This is a genomic window from Aminobacter carboxidus, assembly GCF_014863355.1.
GTDB classification, from domain to species: Bacteria; Pseudomonadota; Alphaproteobacteria; order Rhizobiales; family Rhizobiaceae; genus Aminobacter; species Aminobacter carboxidus.
Genome location: NZ_JACZEP010000013.1, coordinates 67,804 through 92,975, shown reverse-complemented (window position 1 = coordinate 92,975; position 25,172 = coordinate 67,804). Strand labels below are relative to the sequence as shown.

Here is a 25,172-nt window from a genome sequence, read left to right as displayed (position 1 = left end):
TGCCGGAAAGCCGGCACCCGCGCGGACGGGCAATCGTGCTCCTGACATCAGGCTGTCAGGAGGATGTCACCTTGGGCAGGGGAAGCCGGGCGCGATCTTGCAGTTGGCGCCGGGTGGGCGCGGCCTTGGCGGACGTGGCTTGGGTGGGCGATTCCAGTGCGGGGGCCGGTTCCAGTGCGGCGGGCGGTAGTGGGGTGGCCGCACGATGATTGTCGGGGCCACGACCACGGCCGGCGGACGGCCGACATACTCGTCGAGATAGTTGGCCGAGACCCAGCCGCGCAGGCGGGGGCCATAGACGTTGCACCAGTTGCCTTCGCAGCCGCGCAGGTCGACGCGGGTGCCCTCGTAGAGCATGCCGAGCTTGGCGTAGCCTGTGCCGGGGCCGTTGCGGACATTGACGTTGCCGGTGGTGTAGGCTTCGGCGGCCATGGCAGTGACAGGAAGAGCCATCAATCCGGCCAGCAAGGCCGCAGCGGTGGCAAGTCTTCGAAACATCATGGGCAGTGCCTCCAGACCTGAATCATTCGAACTGCTTGAGATTACTGCCTATTGTCGCGCGCGCCAGTGTACTGCCGGCATTATCCTTTATGCCTGGGTAACAAAGGACGGCCGGCCCGAGGCGCGGCGATGTGGCGTGCACAAGCCGTGTATGCCGGAGCATCTGGGAATGTTAGAGAGCGTCCATCCAATTTTGAGACCTAAGCGGCAGATGAGCTTCCTGACCAACCGTTCGCAGCAGACGCCAGCGCAATGAAGATCGCGCATCTTGTCGGCCATGGCGCGCTGAACGGCGTTGCCACCAGTTCGCGGATCCTGATCCAGGCCCAGCTCGATGCCGGGCATGAGGTGATGCTGGTGCATTCGCTCGGCTCGTGGATCGAGCATCAGAAGTTCGACGGCCCGATCCAGATGATGGGATCGGGTTTCGCCACGACGCCAAAGGAGATTCGGCGCGTCGGCTATGCCATTCGCGACTGGGGCGAGGACGTGGTGCACTGCCACGGCAGCCGTGGCAACAAGTTCGGGCTGGTGTTCCGCTGCGCCGCCGGAACGCCGATCGTGATGACGGCGCATGCGCGCCAGTACCAGCTGCCGTGGCTGTTTGCCCATGAGGTCATCGGGCTCAGCCAGTGGACGGTGGACTATTACATCAGGCACTGGCTGGTTTCGCGCCGGCACATCCACCTGCTGCCCAACATGTTTGACGTCTCCAGGATCGAGCCGGTGTCGGCGGCCTCCCGGTCGCAAGCCCGCGCGGCCCTCGGCATCCGCGACGATGCGTTCCTGATCGGCTCGGTCGGACAACTGGGCGGGCGCAAGAACCAGATCGACATGGTGCGAGTGCTGCGCCGTCTGCTGGACAACGGCGTCGATGCCGAACTGCTGGTCGTCGGCTCGACCCAGCAGGGTAACGACATCATGGCCGAGTGGGACGGCGCGATCGCCGCGCCCGAGGTTAAGGGGCGAATCCATCTGCCGGGATTGCGCAGTGACGCGCTCGATTTGCTGCCGGCCCTCGACGTGTTTCTGATGACCTCGCGCGACGAGCAGGCGCCGATCGCGCCGCTGGAGGCAATGGCGGCGGTCTTGCCGGTGCTGTCGACGCGCGTCGGCAACATGGTCGACCTGCTGCCCGCAGGGCAGACATTCGAGGTCGGCGACGTCGCCGGTATGGCGGAGGCGGCGCTGGAACTGCGCGACGAAGCCAGGCGCCAGGCGGTGGGGCAGGCGGGACGGCAGGAGATCGCGCGCCAGCTCGACCCGCAGCGCATCGTCGGCGAGATCGACAAGATCTACCGTCTGGCCATCGACCGTTCGAGCAAAAAGCGCCGGCAAAAGTAACGTCTGCCTGGAACCGCCAGCTGTGCGCAATGAAATGCTGCTAGTGTGACGGCAATCAATTTCAGGCGCAGCGTGTCCAACTATCCTTTCTCCTACAAGATTTCCTGGCCGGCGCGGTTTGTGAAGCCGTCGCTGCGCGGTGCTGGTGCCGGCTACCTGCCCGATCAGGTGCGGTTCCTGCCTCAGCATGGCCAAAGCGTGCGCCTGGCTTTCGTCGGCGACATTTCCGCCGTCGCCAACCGCAGGCCGCCGGTCTTCGACCGCGAACTTGTGGCGCTGCTGGGGGCGGCGGATTTGGTGGTCGGCAATTGCGAAAGCCCTGTCGTTGCAAGTCCGAGCGCGCGGCTTGGGACGCGGCTTGGAACCCACCACGCGATGACGCGGGGGTTTCTCCAGGGCGCACTGGCAGCTGCTGCCATCGCGCCCAGTCGGCTGGTGCTGTCGCTCGCCAACAACCATGTGCTTGACCAGGGCATCGCCGGCTTCGAGGCGACCAAGGCGGCACTCGACGAACTGGGCATCGCCACCATCGGGACGACGACATCGGTGACGATGCGCACCATCGGGCCGGTTACACTCGGGCTTTGCGCGTTCACCCAATGGCGCAACGCGCCGGCTTCAGCCTTTGCCGGGCGGGTGGCGATGGCCGACGAGTTTGTTGCTGCCGCCGGCAACGGCCTTGCGGACGGGACCGACCTGGTTTGCGCCGTGCCGCACTGGGACTGGGAGTTCCGTCATTTCCCACGGCCTGACACGCGCGACCGGGCACGGCGCCTGGCCGAGCTCGGCGTCGGGCTCGTTGTCGGGCATCACGCGCATGTCGTGCAGCCGATTGGGCGCGTCGGCGACACGCTGGTTGCCTACGGGCTCGGCGACTTCCTTGGCACCGCCTTGGCGCGACAGCCATGGCCTGGTCGGATCGGAGCGATCCTGATCGTCGACGTCAGCGCCGATGCGGCGACGCGCGGCCAGATCGCGAGCTATCGCATGGCGCCGTTCATGCGCCAGCGTGACGGCGAGCGCGAGAAGATGGTGCCGCTCGACAAGGTCGCTGGCGAACTCGGAACGAAGGCGCGGGCGCGCTGGCAGGCGGTTTACGGAGCAGCCTCCCCAGGCTTCACGAGCTGAGTCCGGATGTTGCGCCATCCCCTTGTTTATGCCGCGACATTTGGCGAAAAGCCGCTATCATCGCGCCTGCTGCCGGCACCATGCCGGCGTGCTTTTGGGGGCGGATATGAGCGCAACTGGTTTCATGCCCGACGCGGCGCAGATTGCCGGCATCAAGAAGGAACTTGAAGCCTACCAGAGCGAGCGCACGGCGATCCGGCGTTCGACGATCTGGCGGGTGCCGCTCTATCTGGGCGGGCTGATCGTTGCCGTCTTCGCTCTGGCGTTGATCTTCAATCTTGCCGCCGATCCCGCCGAGGTCTGGGTGTCGACGCCGCATGTCTATCTCTATGCGGTGGCGTTCGTGGCGGCGTTCTTCGCCTATTTCCGGGCCGTGAAGCCGGTCGAGCTTGCCAATTCCTCGTTCCGCAACCGGCTGTTACCGATCGTCTTCGGCTTCATCGAGAACATGCGGCTCGGCAAGGGCGACGTGCCTGCGACCTTCGCCAAGCTGCCGCGCGAAACGATCGGCGACTACAGCGACAGCCAGTTCGACGACATCATTTCGGGTAAATACGAGGGCTTCACCTTCGAGCTTTATGAGACCGCGGCATGGCGGCGTGTGGAGAAGTCCGACGTCACTTTGTTCGACGGCATCATCGTCGCCTTCGACATGGCCAAGCCGTTTCCGGGTATACTTGTCGCTACGCTCAAGACCAACACCGTGATGGGCTTCTTCCGTGAAATGTTTGGTGGGATGCAGGAGATCAAGTCCGGAGGCGATCTCGACGAGGACTATGATTTCCGCAGCGACAATGTCGAGGCGGCGCAGCCGCTGGTGTCGGGGCAGATGGCGCAGGCACTGATCTGGCTCAAGGAAGCATGGCCGGGCGAGCCGGCGCGGATCGCGCTGTCGGGCAAGGACGGATTCCTGCTGCTGCCGCACAAGAAGGACTTCTTCGAGCTGCCCGCGTCGACTGAGGCGCTCGACTACAAGGCGTATATCGAGCCGATGATCGCCGACATGGCTACAATCCTGGCGACGGCCTCGCTGGTGCGCAAGATCGGTTCGTGAGGTGCGGTTGGAGCGCTGCGCGTCCGTTCGCAGAAGGACGCTCAAATACTTTGAAGCTCTGTATCGCGCTTTCCGAAAACCGGTTCTGGTTTTCGGGCCGGTCCGCTAACCGAAGCGCAGCTTGAGCCCGACGATGGCGAGGATGAACAGCAAGGTGACCGAGTTCGACAGGATCACCGGCAACGAGCCGAGCGCTACGCCATAGACGATCCACAAGGAGATGCCGGTGGCGAGCGCGGCATTGGTGCCGAGCGAAATGTCGCTGGTCTTGCGCTCGCGCAGAATCTTGGCGATCTGCGGCAGCCAGCACAGCGTGGTCAGGACAGCGGCGACGGCGCCGACGATTTCGAACAGGGGGTTCACGGGAGCTTCCCAAAAGCACAAATCGTGCGGCGCGAGCTATGCCAGAATCACTGGCGACTGTGAAGGTGACCGAGCCGACTGGACCAACGAAACGAAGGCGCAAAACGTCGCGGGAGGGTGGCGGCCCGCGCGGAAAAAATCTCTCCGCCCTAACGTCGAAAGGCGTTTCGTGATCGGCCGTTCTGGAATCCGGCCATGAGGTGGCGAGGCGGTGACAGTGGTGTGACGCCTCCCATCGCATGGCTGCCAAGGGCCGAAGCGATATCGAGGGGATGCCGAAGCAGCCGGTGATGGGGCGGTTACGGTCAAATACGGCAGAAATAAGCTTATGATTACGTTCAGTAATTTCATGCAACGTGATTTGCGCCACAGCGGTTCGCCGGTCAGTTTCCATCTCGTTCGGCGGGCCTTGCTACGAGGGCAGGGCCAGCCGGGACAGACCAGAACGGGAGTACCAGACATGAACAAGATCCTTGCAACGACCGTCGCCTCGCTCGCCTTCATCGGTGCCGCCTATGCTGCTGAAGTCCAGGGCACGGTCCAGTCGGTCGATCCGGCGACGCGCTCGATCACGCTCGACGACGGCAAGACCTATGTCATCCCCGAAACCATCAAGGTCGATGGCCTCGCTGCCGGCGCCAAGGTCAAGGTGACGGTGGACGACACCACGGGCGCCGTGACCGCGATCGAAGCGGCCTCGTAACAGCTGTTGCACATGCGCGCTGCCGGCAATGCCATGCGCCCGGCAGGGCGGGTGACGTTCTTGATACCCTTCCAGGACGCAAACCAAACTGCGGCCGGCCTCTTCCGAGGTCGGCCATTTTTTCAAGCAGGCAGGCTCAGAAGCCGATGTTCGCGGCGAGCCAGCTGGACGAGCGCTTCGCCACCGCAAGTGTGCCGTCGGCAAAACGATCGAGCCCCGAGCGAACCAGCGCGTAGCCATTGGCGGTGCGGTAGAGCACCGAGTCTTCGCTGGTGCCGGCATAGGCGGCAGGCAGGACCTGTGGCTGGACCGCGGGCGCGGCAGCGAGCTGCGGGTCGACGAAAGCGGTGGTGCGGCAGATGCCGGTCACCAGCGGGTAGGCATGATTGCCTTCGCGCAGGATGCGGCTCTTCATCGCCGTCTCGCAGTCGGAGACGGACGTCCACTGTGCCGGCGTTTCGCCGATATACTCGCAAAGCTTGGCGTCGCAGTCGCAACCAACGATGGTCATGGCGACAAGGGCAGACTTGATCACGGTCCGAATCCTCAGGGATTGTTGATGAAGCGATTTCTCCGCTCTGATCGCGGCGCCAGTTGGCCGCAATCATGGCATGACGGTGGCGCGGCGCATTCGCGGTTGCGTTGTGGCCTTCTGGCGGCATTTCTTCCCCGCCAGGCGGTCGACAGGATGTGAACTTTGCAACCTTTCCCTTGCGCATTTGGTGCCGCGGCTAACAATAAGCGGGGAGGCGGTGGCGCGTATGCTGCCGGGGAGGGTTTCGTTCGTGAAAGTCGGTGTCGTCAGGAATCCGGTAGCCGGCGGCGGCAGGCTGGACACGCACTGGACCGAGGTTGCGGCAGCGCTTGCCGCGCGCTTCGGCGAGGTGGAGTTTCGCGAGACTTCCGGGCCGGGAGACGGCGCGGTCATCGCGCGCGACCTGGTAGCGCTCGGCTGCGAGCTGGTGGTCGCTGCCGGCGGCGACGGCACGATCAGCGAGGTTGCCGACGGACTTTTGCAGATGCAGGCCGAAACAGGCGCTGCGGCGATCCTCGGTGTGCTGCCTTGCGGCACCGGCTCCGATTTCGCCCGCGGCATGGGCATTCCGGTCGAGATACAGGCGGCGATCGCGCGCATTGCCGAGGGCAGCGACCGGCTGATAGATGCCGGCCGCGTCTCCTTCGTCGAGGACCACGGCCGGCTGGCGAGCCGGCATTTCGTCAACATTGCCAGCCTCGGCATATCGGGCGCGACGGTGCGTGCGGTCAACAGCGACCGGCGCAAGCATTGGGTGCCGGCCAAGGCGCTGTTTTTCTGGCGCACGGTGACCGAGTTCGTGCGCTACCGCTTCCAGGACGTGCGCATCACCGTCGATGACGGCGAACCGGTCGAGGCCAGGGTGGCAATGGTGGCGGTGGCCAATGAGCGCTTCTTCGGCGGTGGCATGATGATCGCGCCCGACGCCGTGCCCGACGACGGGCTGTTCGACATCGTCATCCTGCGCGCCGCGAGCAAGCTCAAGCTGATCCTCGACCTGCGGCTGCTCTATGGCGGGCGCCACCGCAACCATCCCGCCATCACCATCCTGCGCGGCCGCAGGGTCGTGGTCGAGCCGCTGGGCGATCCACTTGCCAATGCCGCACTCGTCGACATCGATGGCGAGTCGCCGGGGCATATTCCAGCGACTTACGAGATGGTGCCCAAGGTGCTGAAGGTCAGGTGCTGATTCAAACGGTTGCGAGGTTGAGTCCGGGAAATGGCGTAAGCTGCTGAAATTGAAAGAGTGCCGCTTAGGCGTCCATTGCGCGGACCATCGCCTCGATCTTCGCGGCCTTTTCGAAATGGTCGAGCTTGTGTGTGCGGATCCACCATTCGGCGGCTTCCATGAGCAGTTCTGGATCGTCATTCTTGTTGGCGAAAAACGCGTAGAACGACAGCCCGACATCGGACCCCTTGGCGGCGATCTTGCGCGCGCAGACGTCGATTATTTTTGCCCTCAGGCTCGCCCGCATCGGAGAATCCTCCTCATGTGATGGCGAGAGCTATCTTGAGCTGGGGCCGGGTGTCAAAGGCGCGAGGATGGGCAAGCCGTGCCGGCGCTTGACCCTCTCCTTTGTGAGGAAGGTCGGCGCGAAGCGACGGGGTAGTTGGGCGAGCGCGGGGTACCTCCACCTCGCCTCGCGAACTTCACTTCGCTCTGCTACTCACCGACCCTCCCCACAACGGAGAGAGTAACGGGGCCGTCTCACAGTCTCGCTGGAAAGCCCGTCGCACGCAGATCAGTCTCCGTTGCGTCCTCGAGCAGCTTGACGATCATCGTCGACCAGGCGTCGCCGCCATAGGCCGCCTTGCCCTGTGCGAAGATCGCGGCGACGCGGGACGCGAGGTCGAGCGGGACACCGCTCTCATCCGCCATGGCGAGCGCGAAGCCGAGGTCCTTGAGCGCGAGATCCATGGTGAAGCCGATGTCGTAGGAGCCGTTGAGTACCAACTGGCTTTCGGTTTCGTGGACGAAGCTGTTGCCTGAGGAGGCAGCGATGGCGTGGTAGGCCTGGGCGAGGTCGAGCCCGCCTTTCTTCGCCAGCATCAGTGCCTCGCCGGCCGCGACGAGGTGGATGAAGGCCAGCATGTTGGTGATGACCTTGATGACCGCGGCCGAGCCGATCGGCCCCATCAGGAAGCCGCGGGCGCACATCGCCTCGATGGCTGCGCGGTGGCGCTGGTAGAGCGCGGCATCGCCGCCGACCAATGCTGTGATCTTGCCTTCGGCGGCGAGATGCACGCCGCCGGTGACGGGGCACTCCAGTGTGTAGACACCAGACTCGGCGGCGATGTCGGCAAGGCGCAGGATTTCGTCGCGGCCGTTGGTCGACATCTCAATCCAGGTGCCGCCCTTGGGCAGGCCGGCGAGCAGCCCGTCTGGCCCGGCCAGCACCGCCTCGCTGACCTGGGGCGAGGGCAGGCAAGTGATGGCGTTGCCGGCGCGGGCGGCGGCTTCGGCTGGGCTCGACGCGGCGAACGCACCCAACGTTACGAGGCGCTCGACGGCCTCGGCATTGCGGTCATAGACGACCACCTCGAAACCACCGCGGACAAGGCACGCCGCGAGGTTGGCGCCGAGATGGCCGAGACCGACGAAGGCGTAGGCGAGGGGCTGGGTCACCGTATTGCTCACGGCAGCAGCGGCGTTTGCACCATCTGCAGGTGCAGGTGGGGACCGTCATAAGGGTTGGCTTCGCAGACCGCCTCGTCGAGCTCGACGCCAAGACCTGGTTCCTTCGAGGGGATGACGTGGCCGTCCTGCCACTCGATCTTCTTCTTCAGTAGCGTTGCGTGGAAGCCGTCCCACTGCTTGAGTGATTCGAGGATGAGGAAGTTGGGCAAGGTGACGGCGAGCTGGATGTTGGCGGCGCCAACGATCGGCCCGCAATAACAATGCGGCGCGATCTGGATGTGATAGGCCTCGGCCATGGCGGCGATCTTCTTGGTCTCGAGGATGCCGCCGGAGCGGCCGAGGTCGGGCTGCAGGATGGTGGCGGCGCGGTTTTCGATGACCCGGGCAAACTCGAACTTGGTGGTCAGCCGCTCGCCGGTAGCGATGGGAATCGAGGTGCCACGCGCGACCTGTGCCATCACCTCGGGCATATCAGGCGGCACCGGTTCCTCGAACCACAAGGGATCGTAGGGTTCGATGGCGCGCGCTATGCGCAGCGCACCCGAGGCGGTGAACTGGCCATGGGTGCCGAACAGGATATCGGCGCGGGTGCCGACGGCCTCGCGGATGGCCTTCATCATGCGTACCGACAGATCGATGTCGATCAGCCTGGGCTGGTGGCCGTCATAGGCTGTCCACGGCCCCGCCGGATCGAGCTTCACCGCGTTGAAGCCTTGTTCGACATAGAGCGACGCGCATTCGGCGGCCATGTCGGGGTCGTTGTAGACGTTCTTCGGTGCCACGTCTTCGGTGTGGACGCTGCCTTGATGCGGGTAGAGATAGGTGTAGGAGCGCAGCGTCTCGTGTACCTGGCCGCCGAGCAGCTTGTAGACCGGCTTGCCGGCTTCCTTGCCGATGATGTCCCAGCAGGCCATTTCCAGCGCCGAAAAGCAGCCCATGGCGGAAACGTCTGGCCGCTGGGTGAAGCCGGACGAATAGCAGCGGCGGAACAGGTTTTCGATGTCGTGTGGGTCTTGTCCAACAAGGTAGCGCTCGGCCATGTCCTCGATCATCCGCGCCGTGACATGGGCGGAGAAGGTCGCGTTGTAGGCCTCGCCATAACCAACCACGCCGCCATCTGACGTGAGCTTGACGAAGATGAAATACTTGCCGCCGATGCCAGGCGGCGGGTTGTTGACCACGAAGGTCTTGACGTCGGTGATCTTCATCGATGCTCCTCCCGGTGGCGTGAAATCGTTGACGTCAGGCGCTGCCCCTCATCCCCTGCCGGACCTTCTCCCTTCGAGAACGGGGAGAAGGAGGCTGGCCGCGACGCTGGCGACCCATCTCCCCGTCCTTCATGGGGAGAGGGTAAGGGTGAGGGGCTGCGCGAGCTCTCGGAGCTGTTCACCCTGCATCCTCCAGCACCAGCTCCGCGCCCTTCCAGCCGGTCATGATCGTGGCGGCGTTGGTGTTGCCGGTGATATTGTCGGGAAAGATCGAGGCGTCGATGACGCGCAGGCCGGCGAGGCCGTGGACGCGCAGGCGCGGGTCGACCACCGAGGTCTTGGGGTCAGGCCCCATGCGGCAGGTTGATACGGGGTGGTAGACGGTGCCGGAGCGCTTGCGGAAATCCTCAATCAAGTCGGCGTCGGAAGTGATTGACGGGCCTGGCAAAACCTCGTCAGCGATAATCTCGGCGATGGCAGGCATGGCGGCCAGCTTGCGCAGGAATTTCACCGCATCGAGCATCTCGGCGACGTCGGCATCGGTCGCGTAGGCGTTGACAGTGATGCGCGGGTGGACGGTTGGCTCGGCGGAGCGGATCATGATCTCGCCGCGGCTCGACGGGCGGCAGTTGGACAGGCCGATGGAAAAGCCGGGGAAGGGATCGGGCGACAGGATCGGGCGCTCGCCGGCCTTGGGCAATACCGTGGAAAACACCTGGAAGTAGAGCTGCATGTTGGGGAGGGCGTGGGTCGGACTCGAGCGGAAGAAGCCGCCGCCCTGGTTCATGCTCATCGACAGCGGACCGGTGCGCAGCGCGAGATATTGCATGCCGGCCAGCATCTTGCCCCACCACGGCCGCAACAGCTGGTTGAGCGTCGGTACCTTGGCTTTCCAGGTGTAGTTGACGCCCTGGTGGTCCTGCAGGTTGCGGCCGACATGACAGTTGTCATGCAGTGCTGAAATGCCGAGTTCGCCGAGCACTGACGCTGGGCCTATGCCGGAGAGCTGCAGCAATTGCGGCGTGTTGACCGAGCCACTGGAAAGAATGACCTCGCGGCCGGCGCGGGCCGTGTTCTTGGCGCCGTTTTGCAGATATTCGACGCCGACGGCGCGTGTGCCTTCGAATAGCACTTTGGTCGCCAGCGCATTGGTTTCGACACGAACGTTTGCGCGCTTCATCGCGGGGCGCAGGAAGCCGCGCGCGGCCGACATGCGACGACCGTCCCTGGTGGTGATTTGATAAACGCCGACGCCCTCTTGGGAGGGGCCGTTGAAGTCCTGATTCAAGGCGAGGCCTGCCTGCTGGCCTGCAGCCAGGAAGCGGTGGGTGAGGGGATGGACGTTCTTCCTGTTGTCGGTGACGTGGATCGGGCCGCCCGTGCCGCGCAGCCCGGTGCTGCCTGCCTGATTGTCCTCGATCGCCTTGAAGGCGGGTAGCAGGTCGTCAAAGCCCCAGCCGGGATTGCCGGCATCGCGCCAGGCGTCGAAATCCTCGGGCGCACCGCGGATCCACACCATGGCGTTAATCGAACTCGAGCCGCCGAGGATTTTTCCACGCGGCCAGTGGTCCTTGTTGCCGGCAAGGCCGGGGTCGGCTTCGGCGGCGTAGTTCCAATTCACTTGAGGATCAAAGAAGGTCTTGCCGTAGCCCAGCGGCATCTGGACGAAGAAGCGGCGGTCGGTGCCGCCTGCTTCGAGCACCAGCACCGAAAAGCGTCCGCTTGCCGAAAGCCGCTCGGCCACCACCGAACCGGCGGAGCCTGAACCGACAACAATGAAATCGAACGTCTGCATGCGGGCGGCGGCCTGTCGGTGTTCCTCAATGCGGCCAGACTATCGCCTTAGCGAAAGGCTTCGGCGTCGGTTACGGCATGGCTTGTGAAAAATACGACCGGCCGATGCAACAGATGCGGCGTTGACGTGGCCGCCGCCGCAAAGTTACGGGTGGGGGACAGAATGCTTCGGGGAAGAGACACGATGGTTCAGTATGCCGATGGCCAGCCGACAGGCGAACTCACGCTGCGGACGCTGGCGATGCCCGCCGACGCCAACGCCGCCGGCGACATCTTCGGCGGCTGGGTCATGGCGCAGATGGATCTTGCCTGCGGCATTCGCGCCGCCGAGCGCGCGCGCGGCCGCGTGGTGACGGCGGCGGTCAAGGAAATGGCCTTCGCCAAGCCGATGAAGATCGGCGACACTTTGTGCATCTACACCCATGTCGACCGCGTCGGCCGCACCTCGATGACGCTCAAGGTCGAAGCCTGGGCGCAGCGCTATCTCTCCGACATGATGGAAAAGGTGACCGATGCCGATTTCGTCATGGTGGCACTGGACGGGCAGGGCAAGCCGAAGCCGGTGCCGGCGGAATGATGGTGCGGCCTTCGAGGCTCGCCCGCCGAAGCCGTCGATAGCCTCTGACGTTGTACCGGGCTCGCACTCGCACCTCAGGGTGAGGACGACCGTCTGCGCTGGCGACGCCGTTGAGCGGTATTCGTGAATGGCACTTCAAAGCCCGGTGACTACGAAACTCCGAGGGTCCTCATCATGAGGCGCGAGCCCACGCGCAGCCCCTGAAGCATCGTGCGCGGCGTTGAAGGGCGAGCCTCGAAGGACGCCGCGAAGATATTCCCCGCCTGCGTCTACTCCACCGCCGTGTCGAACTTCATCCGAGCCTCGGCGACACGGCGCTGGTTGAGCCGGGCCCATTCGCCAAGTGCGCCGACCGGTACCAGCAGTTCGCGGCCGAGATCGGTGAGTTCGTAGTCGACGCGCGGCGGGATTGTCGCGAAAACGGTGCGCGAGACGAAGCCGTCGCGTTCCAGCCCGCGCAGGGTGGTGGTCAGCATCTTTTGCGAAATGCCGCCGACAGCGTGGCGCAGCTCGTTGAAGCGCATGGCGCCGTCGCCGAGTTTGCCGACGACGAGCACCGTCCATTTGTCGCCGACGCGCTGCAGGATATCGCTGACGGCACGGCAATCCTCGGTGCGGTGCGGGTGCCTCGGTATCAAAAAAGTGCCTCCTTGTGCACGTGTTTTCCAGTCACCTATATAGCGTGGGTATCCATTAGTTACCAGTATCGCTTCGATACTCACGCCCGAAAGGTTGCTGCCATGTCCAAACCCAAGATCGCCCTCGTCGTTGGCTCGACACGCGCCGCGCGCTTCGCCGACACGCCCGTGGAATGGATCGCCAAGATCGCAAAATCCCACGGCGATATCGAGGTCGAAATCGTCGACCTGAGAGATTTCCCGTTGCCGTTCTTCGACGAAGTCGCCTCGTCCGCCTGGGTGCCGTCGCAGAACGAGGTCGCCCAACGCTGGCAGAAGAAGGTCGCCGAGTTCGACGGCTACATCTTCACCGCCGCCGAATACAACCATGGCCCGACCGCCGTGCTGAAGAACGCGCTCGATTACGCCGCCAAGGAATGGAACAAGAAGCCGGCCGGCTTCGTCGGTTATGGCGGTGTCGGTGGCGCACGTGCCGTCGAGCAGCTGCGCATGCACGCGGTGGAACTGCAGATGGCGCCGACCAAGGCTGCCGTGCACATCGTGTGGGCCGATTTCCTGGCCGTGCGCCAGGGCGAAAAGAAGCTCTCCGACTTCGACCACCTGAACCAGTCGGCAAACGGGCTGATCGAGGAGATCACCTGGTGGGCCAAGGCGCTGAAGATCGCGCGCGAGGCTGACGTGCTGAACGAAGAAGCCAAGGCTGCCTGAGCAGCGACTTTCCTCCCAAGGGATCATCAGGGCGGCCACGAGCCGCCCTTTTTCATGCTGCCTGGCATCTTGTTGTGCCGTTGCCCGACGATCTGGCTTTCGGCCACGCGACGGCGCTGATGGTGCAGGGCCTTGGCGGGAGCGCATCTGCTTCGGCAAAGTCCGCCACAGGGTAAGTCGATCCTCGTCACTTCTGCTTCCGGCGGCGTTGGCACGCTGTTGATCCACCTGGCCAAACGTGCCGGTGCCAGGCAGGTGATTGCCGCCGCCGGCACCCCAGTCAAGCTCGACTTCACCTCATCGCCGGGCGCGGATGCTGGCATCGACTACAGCAGGCCGGATTGGCCGGCGCGCGCAAGGAAGGCCAGTGGCGCTGCGGGCGTCGATATCGTCTACGACATGGTCGGTGGCGCGATGACGGCGGCAGCACTCGATGCCCTGGCGCCAGGCGGCGAACTGCTGTTTGGCGCGATGGGCAGGTTTGCGCTCGATGCTGCGCAGCTGGAGGCGATGCTTGCGGCCAACCAGTCGCTCAAGGGGTTCGCGCTGCTGCCGCTGCTTTCGCCGAAGCGGGTCCACAGTGATCTCGGCGAACTCTTTCGTATGGCTACGACAGGTGAGCTCAAGGTTATGCTGGGCGAGAGCTACCCGCTCGATCGCGCAAGTGAGGCGCACCGAGCGATCGAGGAACGGCGCTCGTCGGGAAAAGTCTTGCTGGTGCCATAGGTTGGCGGCGATTGCCGCCAACCACCGAGTCTGGCGTTGCTCCTACCGCGCCGGTTCGCGGTGGGTGCCGGGCAGGCGTGACGCCAGCACCTTGTCGATACGGCGGCCGTCGAGGTCGACGACTTCGAAGCGCCAGCCCTGCGCGTCGACGCATTCGCCAGTCGCCGGCAGGTGGTGCATGTGCGACAGCACGTAACCGGCGACGGTTTCGTAGTCGCGATTTTCGGGCAGGTCGATGCCGAGCAGATCGCCCATCTCGTCGGCCTGCATGTAGCCGGCGAGCAGCCATGTGCCGTCCTCGCGCTGGACGGCATTGTCAACGTCGTCCTCGTCGAGGTCGGAGCGGAACACGCCGGTGATGGCTTCGAGAATGTCGGCGGGCGAAACGACGCCTTCGAAATGGCCGTATTCGTCGTGGACCAGCGCCATCGGCACGTCGGACTGCTTGAGCGTGGTGAGCACGTCGAGCGCATCGGCCTGATCGTGGACGATCGGGGCGGTGCGGACATGCTTGCGCGGGTCGAAAGCGCGGCCGGCAAGCAGCGAGGCGAGCAATTCGCGGGTCTGGATGACGCCGACCATGGCGTCGACCGATCCTTCGCCGGCGGGCAGGCGCGAGTGCTGGGTTTCCATCAGCAGCTTGCGGGTGGCCGTTTCCTCGGCCTGCAGGTTGATCCAGTCGACCTCGGTGCGCGGGGTCATGACGGCGCGCACGGCGCGATCGCCCAGACGCATGACGCCGGCAATCATGCGGCGCTCGTCGGATTCGATGGTGCCGTGATGCTCGGCTTCGGCGACAAGCATCTTGATCTCTTCGTCGGTGACCTTTTCCTCGCTCTCGCCGCGTTGGCCGAGCAGCCACAGGACGGAACGGCCAGAAATGTCGAGCAGCCAGACCAGCGGCAGCGCGATCTTGGCGAGCAGCGCCATGGCGGGTGCTACGCGCGAGGCGACGCCTTCGGGGTCGCGCAGGGCTATCTGCTTGGGCACCAGCTCGCCGATGATCAGCGAGCCATAGGTAATGACCGCCACGACGATACCGACGCCGAGCGCGTCGGCGACGCCGGCGCTCGCGCCAGAGTTCGCAAGGACGATGCTCAGCCGCTGGCCGAGCGTGGCGCCTGAGAACGCGCCTGACAGCACGCCGACAAGGGTGATGCCGATCTGCACGGACGACAGGAACTTGCCCGGGTTGGCGCCGAGCTCAAGCGCGCGGCCGGCACCCTTGACGTTGCGGTCGATCATCGCCTTCAGGCGGGCAGGACGGGAAGAAACGATGGCAAGTTCGGACATTGCCAGAAGGCCGTTCACACAGATGAGGACGACCACGATACCGATTTCAGCGTATAACATGATTGTCGCTGCATAGCATTGCTTAAGCCCCTTCGGAAAGACGGCTCGAAAAATACTCTTCCGCTGCGACAGGGCGATGATGTCGCTATTTGGCCGGCACAAGTACCGCCATCAGCACCTTGCCGTCGGTGAAGTAGGGATCGCCCTCGCCATTGCGGCCGGTCTTGGTCAGGCCGATGCCTGGGATCGTCTTGACCGACTCGATATGTCCGGCAGCGGTCAGATCGCCGATCAGCGCATTGCGTTCGGCATCGATGTCGGGTCCGATATGGTGGGTGATCGCGCCGGTGTCGTGACTTATGCCTACGCCGCGATCGAAGCTCGCGGCACCGTACCAGGTCGGACGGCCATCAGGGCCCGGCGTGAATGTCAGCCAAAGGCGGACGTGGTGGCGGGTATCGGGGCTGTTGCCGACCGGCTTTTCGAAAGCGAGATTCTGGCTGCGGCCATTGAACAGCAGCGTGCTCACGGGCGCGTCGACATAAGGGCGGTCAAGCAGCACGCTTTCACCGATTTCAACCGCTGACTTCACCGACAGCTGATCGGCGGGGTCCCAGCCGGCGGCAGTGAAGGCTGCCACGACGTCCTGCTCGGTGCCGACAAGGCCGATGTTGATGGGGTCGCCGGGGATGCCTTGCTCGGTGGTGGTCAGCAGGGCTTCAGGCTTGAGGTCGCCGTGCAGGAAACGGAACGACCAGAATTCGGGGGCGGCGAAGTAGGCGAGCATGAGGTAGCCCGCGCATAAAGCGGCGAACCACAGGGCTGCCTGTCGCTGCAGTTTTCCCCGTAACATCGTACCCCGCTGCCGGTGGGGCGCACAGATTTGCGGCGCGAATTAAAACCATGGGTTGCATTAGCAAGATAAATATTAGCAGCAACTTTGGCAAAGCGCATCGTGCATTTGGCCGGGAGCATGGCCGGGCCGCCGGAGAAAAAGGCTAGCGGCAGGCGCGATAACCGTTGCGGCGTTGCTTGATGTCGAAGTGGAAATGGTTGCGGTGGTCGTAATTGTAGCCGGGGCCAAGCACGGTATTGAAATAGCTGCAGCCGTCGGCGCGGATGGTGTTGAGGAAGCCGCGCGTGCGGAAGGCGAACAGACCGGGCTTTTCGACGTCGATGTCGCGGCCGCTGTTGAGCTCGATGCGCATGATGTCGAGCGCGTTGCCCTTGCCGTGTTCGGAGAGCGTGCGCGAGCCGGCGATCTTGCGGCAGGAATAGCTCGAGCCCTGATGGATGGTCTTGACGCCGGAGAAGTAGCGCAGGCGCGCCGCAGGCACCAGGTCGCGCTTGGTCCAGGCGGCGAAGCTGGCTGCCATCTGGCAGGTGACGGTGGCCGCCGGCTTCATCTGCACCGAACCGATGGCCGAAACCTTGACCGGATAGTCGATGCCGCAGGCCGCGCCGTCACGGATCGGCGGCAGGTCGCGATAGGTGACGTCGAGTTTCTTCAGGTCGCTGCGGCAATCGACCTCGTCGGCTGGGATGACGGCGGGCCGCATCGGGGCGGACTGCGGCATGTTTGAGGGATCGTCGAGCTTGGGATAGGCGACCATGTAGGGATTGGACGGGACAAGCGTCTGCATGCCGCGCCCCTGGGCCGGGGCAAGCGAAGCGGTCTGGACCGGCTGCGGCGCGTCAGGCTGGATCTCCTCGAACTGAGCAGCCTGCGCATCGAGCGTCGGCTCGATCGCCGGATCGGCCTGGGCGACCAGTGCCGGGTCGGACTGCGGATCGACCATCACGGGGGCTGCGGCGACGGGACCCAAAGATGCTGTCTGCGAGCCGACATCGACGGCGGGCTGGAGCGCGAACACGTCGCCCGATGTACAGGAGCTGAGGCCGAGACCAGCCGCAACAAGGGCCGTGGCGAGCAGCAGCGCGCGCTGGCGCGAGGCACGCGGCGATCCGACCGGAATGGTGGCGCGCGAATCTGCGGCCATGCGAAGGCTCCTGTCCCCTTGAAGGCATGAGCCTAGTCGCCAAGGGTAAAGGAAAGATCAGCGGCCCCGTTTACGGCTGGGGCCGAATTGCGGCGCGAACGATGGTCGCTGCGGTCCAGCCATGGCCTACTGGCAGAAGGTGCCGCCGTTCTTGCGTGGCGCGAGGTCGAAATGCAGATGCCGGGCATGGTCGGCATCGCTGCCGGGGCCGAGCACGGTCTTGAACGGCCCGCAGGCGGCCTTGCGCACGACGCCGAGGAATTTTGCGTTCTTCTCCGGCGGAGTCGGCTCGACATCGATGGCTGCTCCCTTGGCGAGCGTGAAGCGAGCGATGTCGAGGGCATTGCCGAAGGCATGCTCGGACAGCTTCCTTGTGCCGTTGCGCGGGCGGCAGACATAGGCCGAGGCCTGTCCGACGACACTCAGTTCGTCGCCGAATTCGGCCTTTGCCGCCGGCGCGATGACACTGGTTGCAAAGCGGGCCGAGGCCTCGGCTGCAGCGCAGTTGATGACCGCGTCGGGCTCGATGTCGATGGAGCGGGACAGCCGCTTCAGCTTGAGCGGAAAGGGCAAGGCACAACCGTCCGCGTCACTTTGCGAGGCAAACTCTTCGAATTCGACGCCAAGCACCTTCAGGCGCGTCCGACACGCGGCCTCCTCGATCGGCATCGTTGCCGGACGCGGAGCGTTGGAGCGCTTGTCGGCCAGCATCCTCGGTGCCGGCGGGCCAAACACCTCCCGGTCGGGTTGTGCTTCGGCGCCATCGGGGCGGAACGGCGGGATCGGGACGGAGGCTGGTACTGCAGCGGCCTTCGCTGTGGTTTCCGGGATCGGCGGACCGAACATCTCCCGGCTGGGCGGCTGGTCAGGGCGCGGCTCGGGCGTGGGGATCAACACCTGCCCGGATCGCGGCGGCGCGACGGGTGACGGTGCGGGCATGGCCGGCGCCGGGGCCGCCTGTGGCAGCGGCGCTCGATCGGGCAGCGACGGCTTCGATTGGGCAATGCCGTGCGGGATTGCTGCGAATGACGCCAGCGGCAGGACAAGGATCAGGGAAAGCAGGCGGGACTTGCATGTGTGCATCGCCGGTGAACGTCGCTGACGGTCTGCGGGTTGCTTGTGACGGCCGCGAGACGTGATCAAATTCGGTGACGGCGCTGTCATCAGCCGGATGCGGCCAGGCTCACGCCCCCAGGGCCTCGAGACCTTCCTCAAGCCAGTCGCCCAGCATGGGCATGCCCAGCAGGTACTTGGCGGTGCGGCGGTTGCCACGCTGCCGCGCTTCGGCGACCGCGTCCAACCATTCGGCGGCATCGTAGTCGCCGCGCCCGACCCAGGCGAGCGCCACCAGTTCGGCGGCCTGGTCGACATTGAGGTCGGCGATCAGCCCGCGCAGTTCCTTTTCGGTGAGGTTTTCAGCCTCTTCCTCGGCGAGCCCGTCGTGACGATGGTTGTCGTGGGTGTCGCCGTCATATTCGACCTCGTGTTCGGCGCCGTCTTCGTAATCCTCGTTGACTCCGGCGCTGATCGCCTTGGCCTTGAGGATGAACAGCCGGACGGTGTCCGGGCCAATGGTCAGGTCCCACTCTTTTTCGCGCCGCTGCTGCACGAGCGTGCTCCTGTTGCCTTCCCCCCGACTGATGATAGCGCATTTGGCGGCAACGTCACTGCCTCGATGTTCGCGGTGTGGTTGTCGTGGTTGACACGGAGCAGCGCGAGGCAGAAATAGCCCGGCCTTCCTCGCTCCAAACGGTATCTCCCATGGCTTTTCTGCTTTCGCCCAAGGTTCTTCCCGTGCTGATGCTGATCGCGTCCAACGTGTTCATGACGTTCGCCTGGTACGGGCATCTGAAGTTCAAGACCGCGCCGCTCTACGCCGCGGTGATCTTTTCCTGGCTGATCGCGTTTTTCGAATACTGGCTCGCGGTGCCGGCCAATCGCATCGGCCACGAATTTTACACCGCAGCGGAACTCAAGACGATCCAGGAGGTGGTGACGCTCAGCGTCTTCGTCATCTTCTCGGTGTTCTACCTGAAGGAAGGCATCACCTGGAACCACGCCATGGGCTTCGCCCTGATCGCCGGCGGAGCCGCGCTGATTTTCCGCGGCTAAGGACGAAAGGCCTGCTCCGGTGCGTTTGCCTCGACGGGGGGACGCATCGGTGGAGGTTACCATGCAGATCCGATATCTGAGGCTTCTGGCCAGCGCACTGGTGGCGCTGCCGCTGTTTGCCATTCCCGTGATGTCCGCTGACGGCGGAGGAGGCGGTGGCGGTGGCGGTGGCATGGGCGGCGGCAGTGGCGGCGGCGGTGCCGACCCAGTGAAATGCCGCACGGGCCTCGTCTACAACAAGAAGACCAAGAAATGCGAACCGCCCAAGGCGGGCATGATCGATGACGGCAGCCTTTATCGGGCTGGCCGGGCACTGGCTATGGACGGCAGGCACGATGACGCGATCAAGGTGCTGGCGCTTGCCGCAGACAAGACCGATGCGCGCATTCTCAACTATCTCGGCTATTCGCACCGCAAGGCCGGGCGCATCCTTGTTGGCCTCGGCTATTACCAGGAGGCGATCCTCAACGATCCCGGCTACATGCCGGTGCGCGAATACATGGGCGAGGCGCATCTGACGCTCGGCGACATTGCCGGCGCGCGGTTGCAACTGTCGGAGATCGAAAGGCGCTGCGGCACCGGCTGCCGCGAGTACGGGCTTTTGAGAGAGCAGATCGACAGCTACCTGAAGGGCTGACCGAGGCCTGCCAGCTTGGCGCCGCAGACGCGGCCCCTGGCCAGTCAGCTGTTGAACAGGCTTTCGATGCGTCCGCGAAACGCATCCGCGGTCTTGCGGGTGCCAAAATGGCGCGTGTCGAAGCGGCTGCTGTCGCGCCCGACAATGGTGACGCGCCAAGTGCTGTCGCTTTCCATAGCAGGACATTCCAGGGTTTCGAAACGCTCGATCTGGCCGGGCTGGAAAACGTGGTGCTTGTCCCGCTGGAACGGGCGTTTCTGGACGATCTCGATTCGGCTGGGACCGACCGTCCAGTGGACTGCCGGCCCGGTCAGGCCGCCCCAGATCATCGGCATGCCGACCGACCAGGCGCCGAGAATGATGAACAGGAAGAACGGGCTCGTGGCATTGAGCGGCCAGACGCCCCGGTAAAGTTCCCAAGTGGCAATGACGACGACGAAGGCGCCGATGGCGACCAGCCCCGCGCGCAAGGCAGGGTGCGCGGGTATGTCATGGCGCAGCAACCCGTCACCGTCGATTTCGTCCATGCCGCAGCCTCCGCGCCGGAAAATGAGCAGCCGGGCATGAATGGATCGATACCGGACTTTCGTGCGGGATGAAAACCGCCTCGATCTGCGTTAGTCTGTCGATGGGCGCACTCCAGGAGGTAGCGATGCAGACCCGAATTGCGAAAGTGCTTGCAGGCGTTGTGGTGTCGCTGCCGTTACTGGCGGCGCCGGTGTTTTCGGCCGACAGTGGCGGAAGCAGCAGCGGCGACGAGGTGAAATGCAGCAATGGCATGGTCTACAATAAGGAGACCAAGAAGTGCGAAGCGCCCAAGGCGGGCATGATCAATGACGACAGCCTCTATTCGGCCGGTCGCGCGCTCGCCATGGACGGCAAGTATGACGAGGCGATCAAGGTCCTGACGCTGGCCGCCGACAAGACCGACCCGCGCATCCTCAACTATCTCGGCTATTCCCACCGCAAGGCTGGCCGCGTGCTTGTCGGCCTTGGCTATTACCAGGAAGCGCTGCGCAACAATCCCGACTACACGCTGGTGCGCGAATATATGGGCGAGGCGCATTTGATGCTTGGCGACGTCGCGGCTGCCCGCGTGCAGCTGTCCGAGATCGAAAAGCGCTGCGGCAAGGGCTGCCGCGAATATGGCATGCTGGAAGAGCAGATCGACGCCTATCTGCGCGCCGGCTGAGCCCCGACGATTACGAGCAATGGGCCGGGCTGGTTGCCCGGCCCATGTCGTTTCCGGACCGGCGTCACATGCGGGCGCTGAGAATGGCGGCGCTCTGCCAAGGCTGAGGCTCTGCGGCTTCTCCGTCGTGGCGCCGGCGTTTTCGCTCACGACATCGTTTGATCGGCGAACTCGAAAATCGCAGCTTTGATCACTATTTATGGCCCATCACCAACAAGGGAGAAGCCGCATGACGACCGAACAGGCAATTCTGGCTGGCGGGTGTTTCTGGGGAATGCAGGATTTGATCCGGCGCCTTCCCGGCGTCGTCTCGACCCGCGTGGGCTATTCGGGCGGCGACGTGGCGAACGCGACCTATCGTAACCATGGCAGCCATGCCGAGGCGATCGAGATCGTCTTCGACACCTCGAAGACGGATTTCCGCAACATGCTGGAGTTCTTCTTCCAGATCCACGACCCGACCACGAAGGACCGGCAGGGCAACGACCGCGGCGCGAGCTATCGCTCGGCGATCTTCTACACTTCGGAAGTGCAGCGTCAGGTCGCCGAAGAGACGATCAAGGATGTCGATGCCTCGGGATTGTGGCCGGGCCAGGTGGTGACCGAACTGGCCCCGGCCAGCGACTTCTGGGAGGCCGAGCCGGAGCATCAGGACTATCTCGAGCGTTTCCCGAACGGCTATACCTGCCACTTCGTTCGTCCGGGCTGGAAGCTGCCACGCCGAAGCGCCGCCTGAGAGTTTGTCGCTACTGATCAAGGAGGGGGACCGGGCGCTGCCCGGTCCCTTTTTTCGTTGGAGGCCTGCTGGTTGCCTAGTCGCCGCGCGACAGCCTGACGATGGCACCGTCGCCTTCGTCGGTCAGCAGCCAGATCGAACCATCAGGGGCGACATTGACGTCGCGGATGCGGCCGAAAGCACCATCGAGGATGCGTTCCTCGTCGAGGATGTTGCCCTTGGCGTCACGGTCGAGGCGGCTGAGAAGCTCGAATTTCAGCGAGCCGACCAGAAGGTCGCCTTTCCATTCCGGGAACATGTCGCCCTGATAGCTGGCGAGGCCGGAAGGGGCGATCGACGGATCCCAATAATACAGCGGCTGCTCGTAACCCTTGGCCGACGTGCCGACGCCGATCTTTTCGCCGGAATAGTCGCGCCCATAGGTGATCACGGGCCAGCCGTAGTTCTTGCCGGCAGCGGGGCGGTTCAACTCGTCGCCGCCCTGGGCGCCGTGCTCGACGGTGATGAGGCCGCCCAGCACCGGGTCATAGGTCGCGCCCTGAAGGTTGCGGTGTCCCTTCGACCAGATCTCTGGCGCCATGGCCTTGCCGTCGGGCGAGGGGTTGTCTGAGGGGATGGAGCCGTCGGCGTTGATGCGGATGACGGCACCGGCATGATCCTGCATGTCTTGGGCGCGATCGCCCTGTCCGCGGTCGCCGGTGGTGACGAACAGCGTGCCGTCGTCGTTGACGACGATCCGAGAGCCGAAGTGATGACTGGTGCCGGACTTGTGGTTCATCGAGAAGATGACCTTGACCTCGTCGAGCCGCGCCGCTGCACCGTCCCGGACCAGTTGGGCACGGGCAACTGCGGTGCTCGCGCCGCCAGGGCCGGGCTCGGAGAAGCTGAAGAAGATCGTGCCTGACGTGGCGAAATCACGGGCAACAGCGATGTCGAGGAGGCCGCCCTGGCCGCGAACCGCGACTTCGGGCACACCCGAAACCGGTTCCGACAGCCCGTCCGGCGACAGGATGCGAATGTGGCCGGTGCGTTCGGTGACGATCGCTTCGTTGCCGGGCAGGAAATCGAGACCCCAAGGATGGTCGAGATCACGGACAATGACGTCGGCGCGTAGCGTCACATTGTCCGTGTTGAAGCTCTGGCTTTGGGCGAGGGCCGGCGAAGCAGCCAAAACGAGCATGAAGGCGAATAAAGGTGTGTTGTTGCTCATCTATCCGACATAGGTGCAATGGCTGGCGTGGCAACCATGGTAGAGCATCAAAGCGCGACAGCTTCAATCACAAGCGGGTGAGTGGGCGTAGCGTCAGGTTCCGGATGCTGCAACGTCGATGGTGGTAACCGAATTTTTTGACGTGAATTCTGCGACAGGATTGCTATATTCGGTGGAGATAGAGGTGAGACGGTTCCGTTAGCCGAGGCTGCCGGACCGTTTTCTTTTTTTGTGCCTCGCGGCAGCATAAGGCCGCGCGGCAAAGGCCAGGAGAGGTCGACTATGAACAAGGTTCCGATGACGGCGGGTGGTTTCGTCGCGCTGAAGGAAGAGCTGCGCTGGCGCCAACAGGAAGAGCGCCCGCGCATCATCGAGGCCATTGCCGAGGCGCGTTCGCACGGCGACCTGTCGGAAAACGCCGAGTATCACTCGGCCAAGGAGGCGCAGAGCCTCAACGAGGGCCGTATCAACGAACTCGAGGACCTGGTCGCGCGCGCCGAGGTGATCGACGTCAGCAAGCTCAATGGCGACAAGATCAAGTTCGGCGCCACCGTGGTGCTGCTCGACGAGGACACCGAAGAAGAAAAGACCTACCAGATCGTCGGCGACCAGGAAGCCGACGTGAAGTCGGGCCGCATCTCGATCTCCTCGCCGATCGCACGCGCGCTGATCGGCAAGGAAGTGGGCGATGCCATCGAGGTCAACGCGCCGGGTGGCGCACGCGGCTACGAGATCGTCCAGGTCCAGTTCATCTGATGCAACAGGCGGCATTGGCTTTGGCGATGCCGAATCCGACACGATGAACAAAGCAGACAACCGCGCCGAACATGCCGGCGCGGTCGACATGGCGCGCACCGAGGTGATCGCGCCCAATCTCAAGCAGCGGCTTTCCGGCGTCACCAGCACCATCGTGCAGCTGGTGCCGGTGCAGGCGCGCGCGCTCGGCATTGCCGTGGTCGGGCCGGGCCTGCCCGACCACCTGCCCAGGATGCGCTGGTGGCAGCTGCCATCGCTGCTCAGGCGCCCGGCCTCTGGGCGGCCGCGCATCTGGCATGCCAGGCGCAACACCGAAATGGTGGCGGGGCTCGTGCTGCGCCACATTTTTTGGGCGCAGATCAGGCTGGTTTTCACCTCCGCCGCGCAGCGCGACCACCGGCCGTTCACCAAATGGCTGCTCCGCCAGATGGATGGCGTGATCGCGACCAGCCGGCTATCGGGGCGTTTCCTCGAAGTGCCGCACAAGGTGGTGATGCACGGGGTAGACCTCGACAAATTCCATCCGCCGCGCACCGCAGAAGATGAATTCGCCGCCACTGGCCTGCCAGGAAAATACGCCATCGGCTGCTTTGGCCGCGTGCGTCATTCCAAAGGCACTGACCTGTTCGTCGACGCGATGATCGCGTTGCTGCCCGAATATCCCGAGTGGACGGCCGTCATCACCGGCCGGGTCACCGCGGAGCACAAGGGCTTCGCCGACGAGCTCAGGCAGCGGATCGCGGCGGCTGGACTGTCGGAGCGCATCCTGCTGCTCGGCGAGGTGCCTGACGTTGCCGTGTGGTATCGCCGGGTGACACTCTACGTCGCGCCATCGCGCAACGAAGGTTTCGGGCTGACGCCGCTCGAGGCGATGGCCTCGCGCACGGCTGTCGTTGCCAGCGACGCCGGCTCTTATTCGGAAATCGTGACGCGTGGCGTGACCGGCGACTTCGTTGCGTCAGGCGATGGCGATGCGCTGCGCGAAGCGATCAGGCCATATCTCGCCGATCCGGAACTGGCCGAAACCCATGGTGCTGCCGGGCTCGACGACGTGTCGAAGCGATTCCGACTCGAAAACGAGGCTGCCGGCCTGCGCGCGGTCTATGAGCTGGTGTGGGCGAAGGGCTAGCGGGGCGGGATTGTGCGCCGGCTCGCCCTTAAGACCTTGCCGGGTTTCTCTAAACCCTAATGTAAGTACCCTCTTAAGTATTTGGTATTTCTCGCATCGAGATCGATTTGCTTTCCGTTCTTCCACCAGGGGCTGCAGCAAAACGTAATTTGTGCGGGAAAACACTTGGGTGCCTGAAATAGTGCTGAAT

Annotated in this window: 29 protein-coding genes; 14 read left to right on the top strand and 15 right to left on the bottom strand. The window is 64.2% G+C overall.

The genetic code is table 11. The annotated features are described in order from the left end of the window. Positions 1-66 precede the first annotated feature (66 nt). A complete protein-coding gene (locus tag IHE39_RS26215; RefSeq protein WP_192568560.1) occupies positions 67-501 on the bottom strand; it encodes an SH3 domain-containing protein in 435 nt (144 codons plus the stop codon). Between the two features lie 252 nt (positions 502-753). Between IHE39_RS26215 and IHE39_RS26210 the strand changes: the two genes are divergently transcribed. The 3 genes from IHE39_RS26210 (at position 754) to IHE39_RS26200 (ending at position 4,027) form a co-directional block, all read left to right on the top strand. Beyond that, positions 754-1,845, top strand: coding sequence for a glycosyltransferase family 4 protein (locus IHE39_RS26210; protein ID WP_192568559.1), 1,092 nt, complete (start codon positions 754-756; stop codon positions 1,843-1,845). Positions 1,846-1,917: 72 nt separating this feature from the next. Then, positions 1,918-2,973, top strand: coding sequence for a CapA family protein (locus IHE39_RS26205; protein ID WP_192568558.1), 1,056 nt, complete (start codon positions 1,918-1,920; stop codon positions 2,971-2,973). 106 nt (positions 2,974-3,079) lie between these two features. Further along, the gene (locus IHE39_RS26200) at positions 3,080-4,027 is read left to right on the top strand and encodes a DUF3137 domain-containing protein (RefSeq protein WP_192568557.1); all 948 of its coding nucleotides are present in this window, start codon (positions 3,080-3,082) and stop codon (positions 4,025-4,027) included. Between the two features lie 105 nt (positions 4,028-4,132). Here IHE39_RS26200 and IHE39_RS26195 read toward each other — a convergent pair whose 3' ends face one another. Then, complete coding sequence (locus IHE39_RS26195) at positions 4,133-4,390, bottom strand: SemiSWEET family sugar transporter (protein WP_246591330.1); 258 nt, start codon at positions 4,388-4,390, stop codon at positions 4,133-4,135. Between the two features lie 460 nt (positions 4,391-4,850). Here IHE39_RS26195 and IHE39_RS26190 point away from each other — a divergent pair, with 460 nt between their 5' ends. Next, on the top strand, positions 4,851-5,093 hold the full coding sequence (locus IHE39_RS26190) for a DUF1344 domain-containing protein (protein WP_192568556.1): 243 nt from the start codon (positions 4,851-4,853) through the stop codon (positions 5,091-5,093). Between the two features lie 136 nt (positions 5,094-5,229). On the opposite strand, the gene IHE39_RS26185 is transcribed toward IHE39_RS26190, so the two are convergent. After that, positions 5,230-5,628 (bottom strand): hypothetical protein, encoded by a 399-nt coding sequence (locus IHE39_RS26185; protein WP_192568555.1) that lies wholly within the window; start codon positions 5,626-5,628, stop codon positions 5,230-5,232. A gap of 250 nt (positions 5,629-5,878) precedes the next feature. Here IHE39_RS26185 and IHE39_RS26180 point away from each other — a divergent pair, with 250 nt between their 5' ends. After that, positions 5,879-6,817, top strand: coding sequence for a YegS/Rv2252/BmrU family lipid kinase (locus IHE39_RS26180; RefSeq protein WP_192568554.1), 939 nt, complete (start codon positions 5,879-5,881; stop codon positions 6,815-6,817). Between the two features lie 64 nt (positions 6,818-6,881). Here the strand turns inward: IHE39_RS26180 and IHE39_RS26175 are convergent, their stop codons facing one another. The 4 genes from IHE39_RS26175 to IHE39_RS26160 form a co-directional block, all read right to left on the bottom strand. Then, positions 6,882-7,103, bottom strand: coding sequence for a DUF6500 family protein (locus IHE39_RS26175; protein ID WP_192568553.1), 222 nt, complete (start codon positions 7,101-7,103; stop codon positions 6,882-6,884). Positions 7,104-7,336: 233 nt separating this feature from the next. Continuing rightward, on the bottom strand, positions 7,337-8,254 hold the full coding sequence (locus IHE39_RS26170) for an NAD(P)-binding domain-containing protein (protein WP_192568552.1): 918 nt from the start codon (positions 8,252-8,254) through the stop codon (positions 7,337-7,339). An 8-nt stretch (positions 8,255-8,262) separates the two neighbouring features. After that, positions 8,263-9,474, bottom strand: coding sequence for a mandelate racemase/muconate lactonizing enzyme family protein (locus IHE39_RS26165; RefSeq protein ID WP_192568551.1), 1,212 nt, complete (start codon positions 9,472-9,474; stop codon positions 8,263-8,265). A 178-nt stretch (positions 9,475-9,652) separates the two neighbouring features. Further along, a complete protein-coding gene (locus IHE39_RS26160) occupies positions 9,653-11,269 on the bottom strand; it encodes a GMC family oxidoreductase (RefSeq protein WP_192568550.1) in 1,617 nt (538 codons plus the stop codon). A gap of 183 nt (positions 11,270-11,452) precedes the next feature. On the opposite strand from IHE39_RS26160, the gene IHE39_RS26155 reads away from it, so the two are divergent. Continuing rightward, entirely contained in the window at positions 11,453-11,845 is a 393-nt protein-coding gene (locus IHE39_RS26155; protein WP_184766904.1) for an acyl-CoA thioesterase, read from the top strand. A gap of 269 nt (positions 11,846-12,114) precedes the next feature. Here IHE39_RS26155 and IHE39_RS26150 read toward each other — a convergent pair whose 3' ends face one another. Then, positions 12,115-12,483 (bottom strand): winged helix-turn-helix transcriptional regulator, encoded by a 369-nt coding sequence (locus tag IHE39_RS26150; protein WP_192568549.1) that lies wholly within the window; start codon positions 12,481-12,483, stop codon positions 12,115-12,117. Between the two features lie 102 nt (positions 12,484-12,585). Here IHE39_RS26150 and IHE39_RS26145 point away from each other — a divergent pair, with 102 nt between their 5' ends. Together IHE39_RS26145 and IHE39_RS26140 are read left to right on the top strand one after the other, a co-directional pair. Then, a complete protein-coding gene (locus IHE39_RS26145; RefSeq protein ID WP_192568548.1) occupies positions 12,586-13,191 on the top strand; it encodes an NADPH-dependent FMN reductase in 606 nt (201 codons plus the stop codon). 132 nt (positions 13,192-13,323) lie between these two features. After that, entirely contained in the window at positions 13,324-13,917 is a 594-nt protein-coding gene (locus IHE39_RS26140) for a quinone oxidoreductase family protein (RefSeq protein ID WP_246485641.1), read from the top strand. 42 nt (positions 13,918-13,959) lie between these two features. Here the strand turns inward: IHE39_RS26140 and IHE39_RS26135 are convergent, their stop codons facing one another. The 5 genes from IHE39_RS26135 to IHE39_RS26115 form a co-directional block, all read right to left on the bottom strand. Further along, entirely contained in the window at positions 13,960-15,270 is a 1,311-nt protein-coding gene (locus IHE39_RS26135; RefSeq protein ID WP_184766907.1) for a hemolysin family protein, read from the bottom strand. Positions 15,271-15,355: 85 nt separating this feature from the next. After that, positions 15,356-16,063 (bottom strand): LssY C-terminal domain-containing protein, encoded by a 708-nt coding sequence (locus IHE39_RS26130; protein ID WP_184766908.1) that lies wholly within the window; start codon positions 16,061-16,063, stop codon positions 15,356-15,358. 145 nt (positions 16,064-16,208) lie between these two features. Then, positions 16,209-17,210: an extensin-like domain-containing protein gene (locus IHE39_RS26125; protein ID WP_246485640.1), complete on the bottom strand. Its 1,002-nt coding sequence runs from the start codon at positions 17,208-17,210 to the stop codon at positions 16,209-16,211. Positions 17,211-17,336: 126 nt separating this feature from the next. Next, on the bottom strand, positions 17,337-18,149 hold the full coding sequence (locus tag IHE39_RS26120; RefSeq protein WP_343070132.1) for an extensin-like domain-containing protein: 813 nt from the start codon (positions 18,147-18,149) through the stop codon (positions 17,337-17,339). A 244-nt stretch (positions 18,150-18,393) separates the two neighbouring features. Next, on the bottom strand, positions 18,394-18,819 hold the full coding sequence (locus tag IHE39_RS26115) for a DUF3775 domain-containing protein (protein WP_184766910.1): 426 nt from the start codon (positions 18,817-18,819) through the stop codon (positions 18,394-18,396). Between the two features lie 152 nt (positions 18,820-18,971). Here IHE39_RS26115 and IHE39_RS26110 point away from each other — a divergent pair, with 152 nt between their 5' ends. After that, positions 18,972-19,322 carry a DMT family protein gene (locus IHE39_RS26110; RefSeq protein WP_184766911.1) on the top strand — a complete coding sequence of 117 codons (351 nt, stop codon included), beginning with the start codon at positions 18,972-18,974 and terminating at the stop codon, positions 19,320-19,322. 61 nt (positions 19,323-19,383) lie between these two features. Continuing rightward, on the top strand, positions 19,384-19,959 hold the full coding sequence (locus IHE39_RS26105) for a tetratricopeptide repeat protein (RefSeq protein ID WP_192568546.1): 576 nt from the start codon (positions 19,384-19,386) through the stop codon (positions 19,957-19,959). Positions 19,960-20,003: 44 nt separating this feature from the next. Here the strand turns inward: IHE39_RS26105 and IHE39_RS26100 are convergent, their stop codons facing one another. Then, positions 20,004-20,486 carry a hypothetical protein gene (locus tag IHE39_RS26100; RefSeq protein WP_192568545.1) on the bottom strand — a complete coding sequence of 161 codons (483 nt, stop codon included), beginning with the start codon at positions 20,484-20,486 and terminating at the stop codon, positions 20,004-20,006. A 125-nt stretch (positions 20,487-20,611) separates the two neighbouring features. Here IHE39_RS26100 and IHE39_RS26095 point away from each other — a divergent pair, with 125 nt between their 5' ends. Continuing rightward, positions 20,612-21,151 (top strand): tetratricopeptide repeat protein, encoded by a 540-nt coding sequence (locus IHE39_RS26095; protein ID WP_192568544.1) that lies wholly within the window; start codon positions 20,612-20,614, stop codon positions 21,149-21,151. Between the two features lie 229 nt (positions 21,152-21,380). Next, a complete protein-coding gene (msrA, locus tag IHE39_RS26090; RefSeq protein WP_192568543.1) occupies positions 21,381-21,887 on the top strand; it encodes a peptide-methionine (S)-S-oxide reductase MsrA in 507 nt (168 codons plus the stop codon). A gap of 76 nt (positions 21,888-21,963) precedes the next feature. Here the strand turns inward: msrA and IHE39_RS26085 are convergent, their stop codons facing one another. Next, on the bottom strand, positions 21,964-23,097 hold the full coding sequence (locus tag IHE39_RS26085) for a PQQ-dependent sugar dehydrogenase (RefSeq protein ID WP_192568542.1): 1,134 nt from the start codon (positions 23,095-23,097) through the stop codon (positions 21,964-21,966). Positions 23,098-23,379: 282 nt separating this feature from the next. Here IHE39_RS26085 and greA point away from each other — a divergent pair, with 282 nt between their 5' ends. Then, a complete protein-coding gene (gene greA, locus IHE39_RS26080; protein ID WP_184766918.1) occupies positions 23,380-23,853 on the top strand; it encodes a transcription elongation factor GreA in 474 nt (157 codons plus the stop codon). 43 nt (positions 23,854-23,896) lie between these two features. Beyond that, entirely contained in the window at positions 23,897-24,982 is a 1,086-nt protein-coding gene (locus IHE39_RS26075; protein WP_434781341.1) for a glycosyltransferase family 4 protein, read from the top strand. The last annotated feature ends 190 nt before the right edge of the window (positions 24,983-25,172 follow it).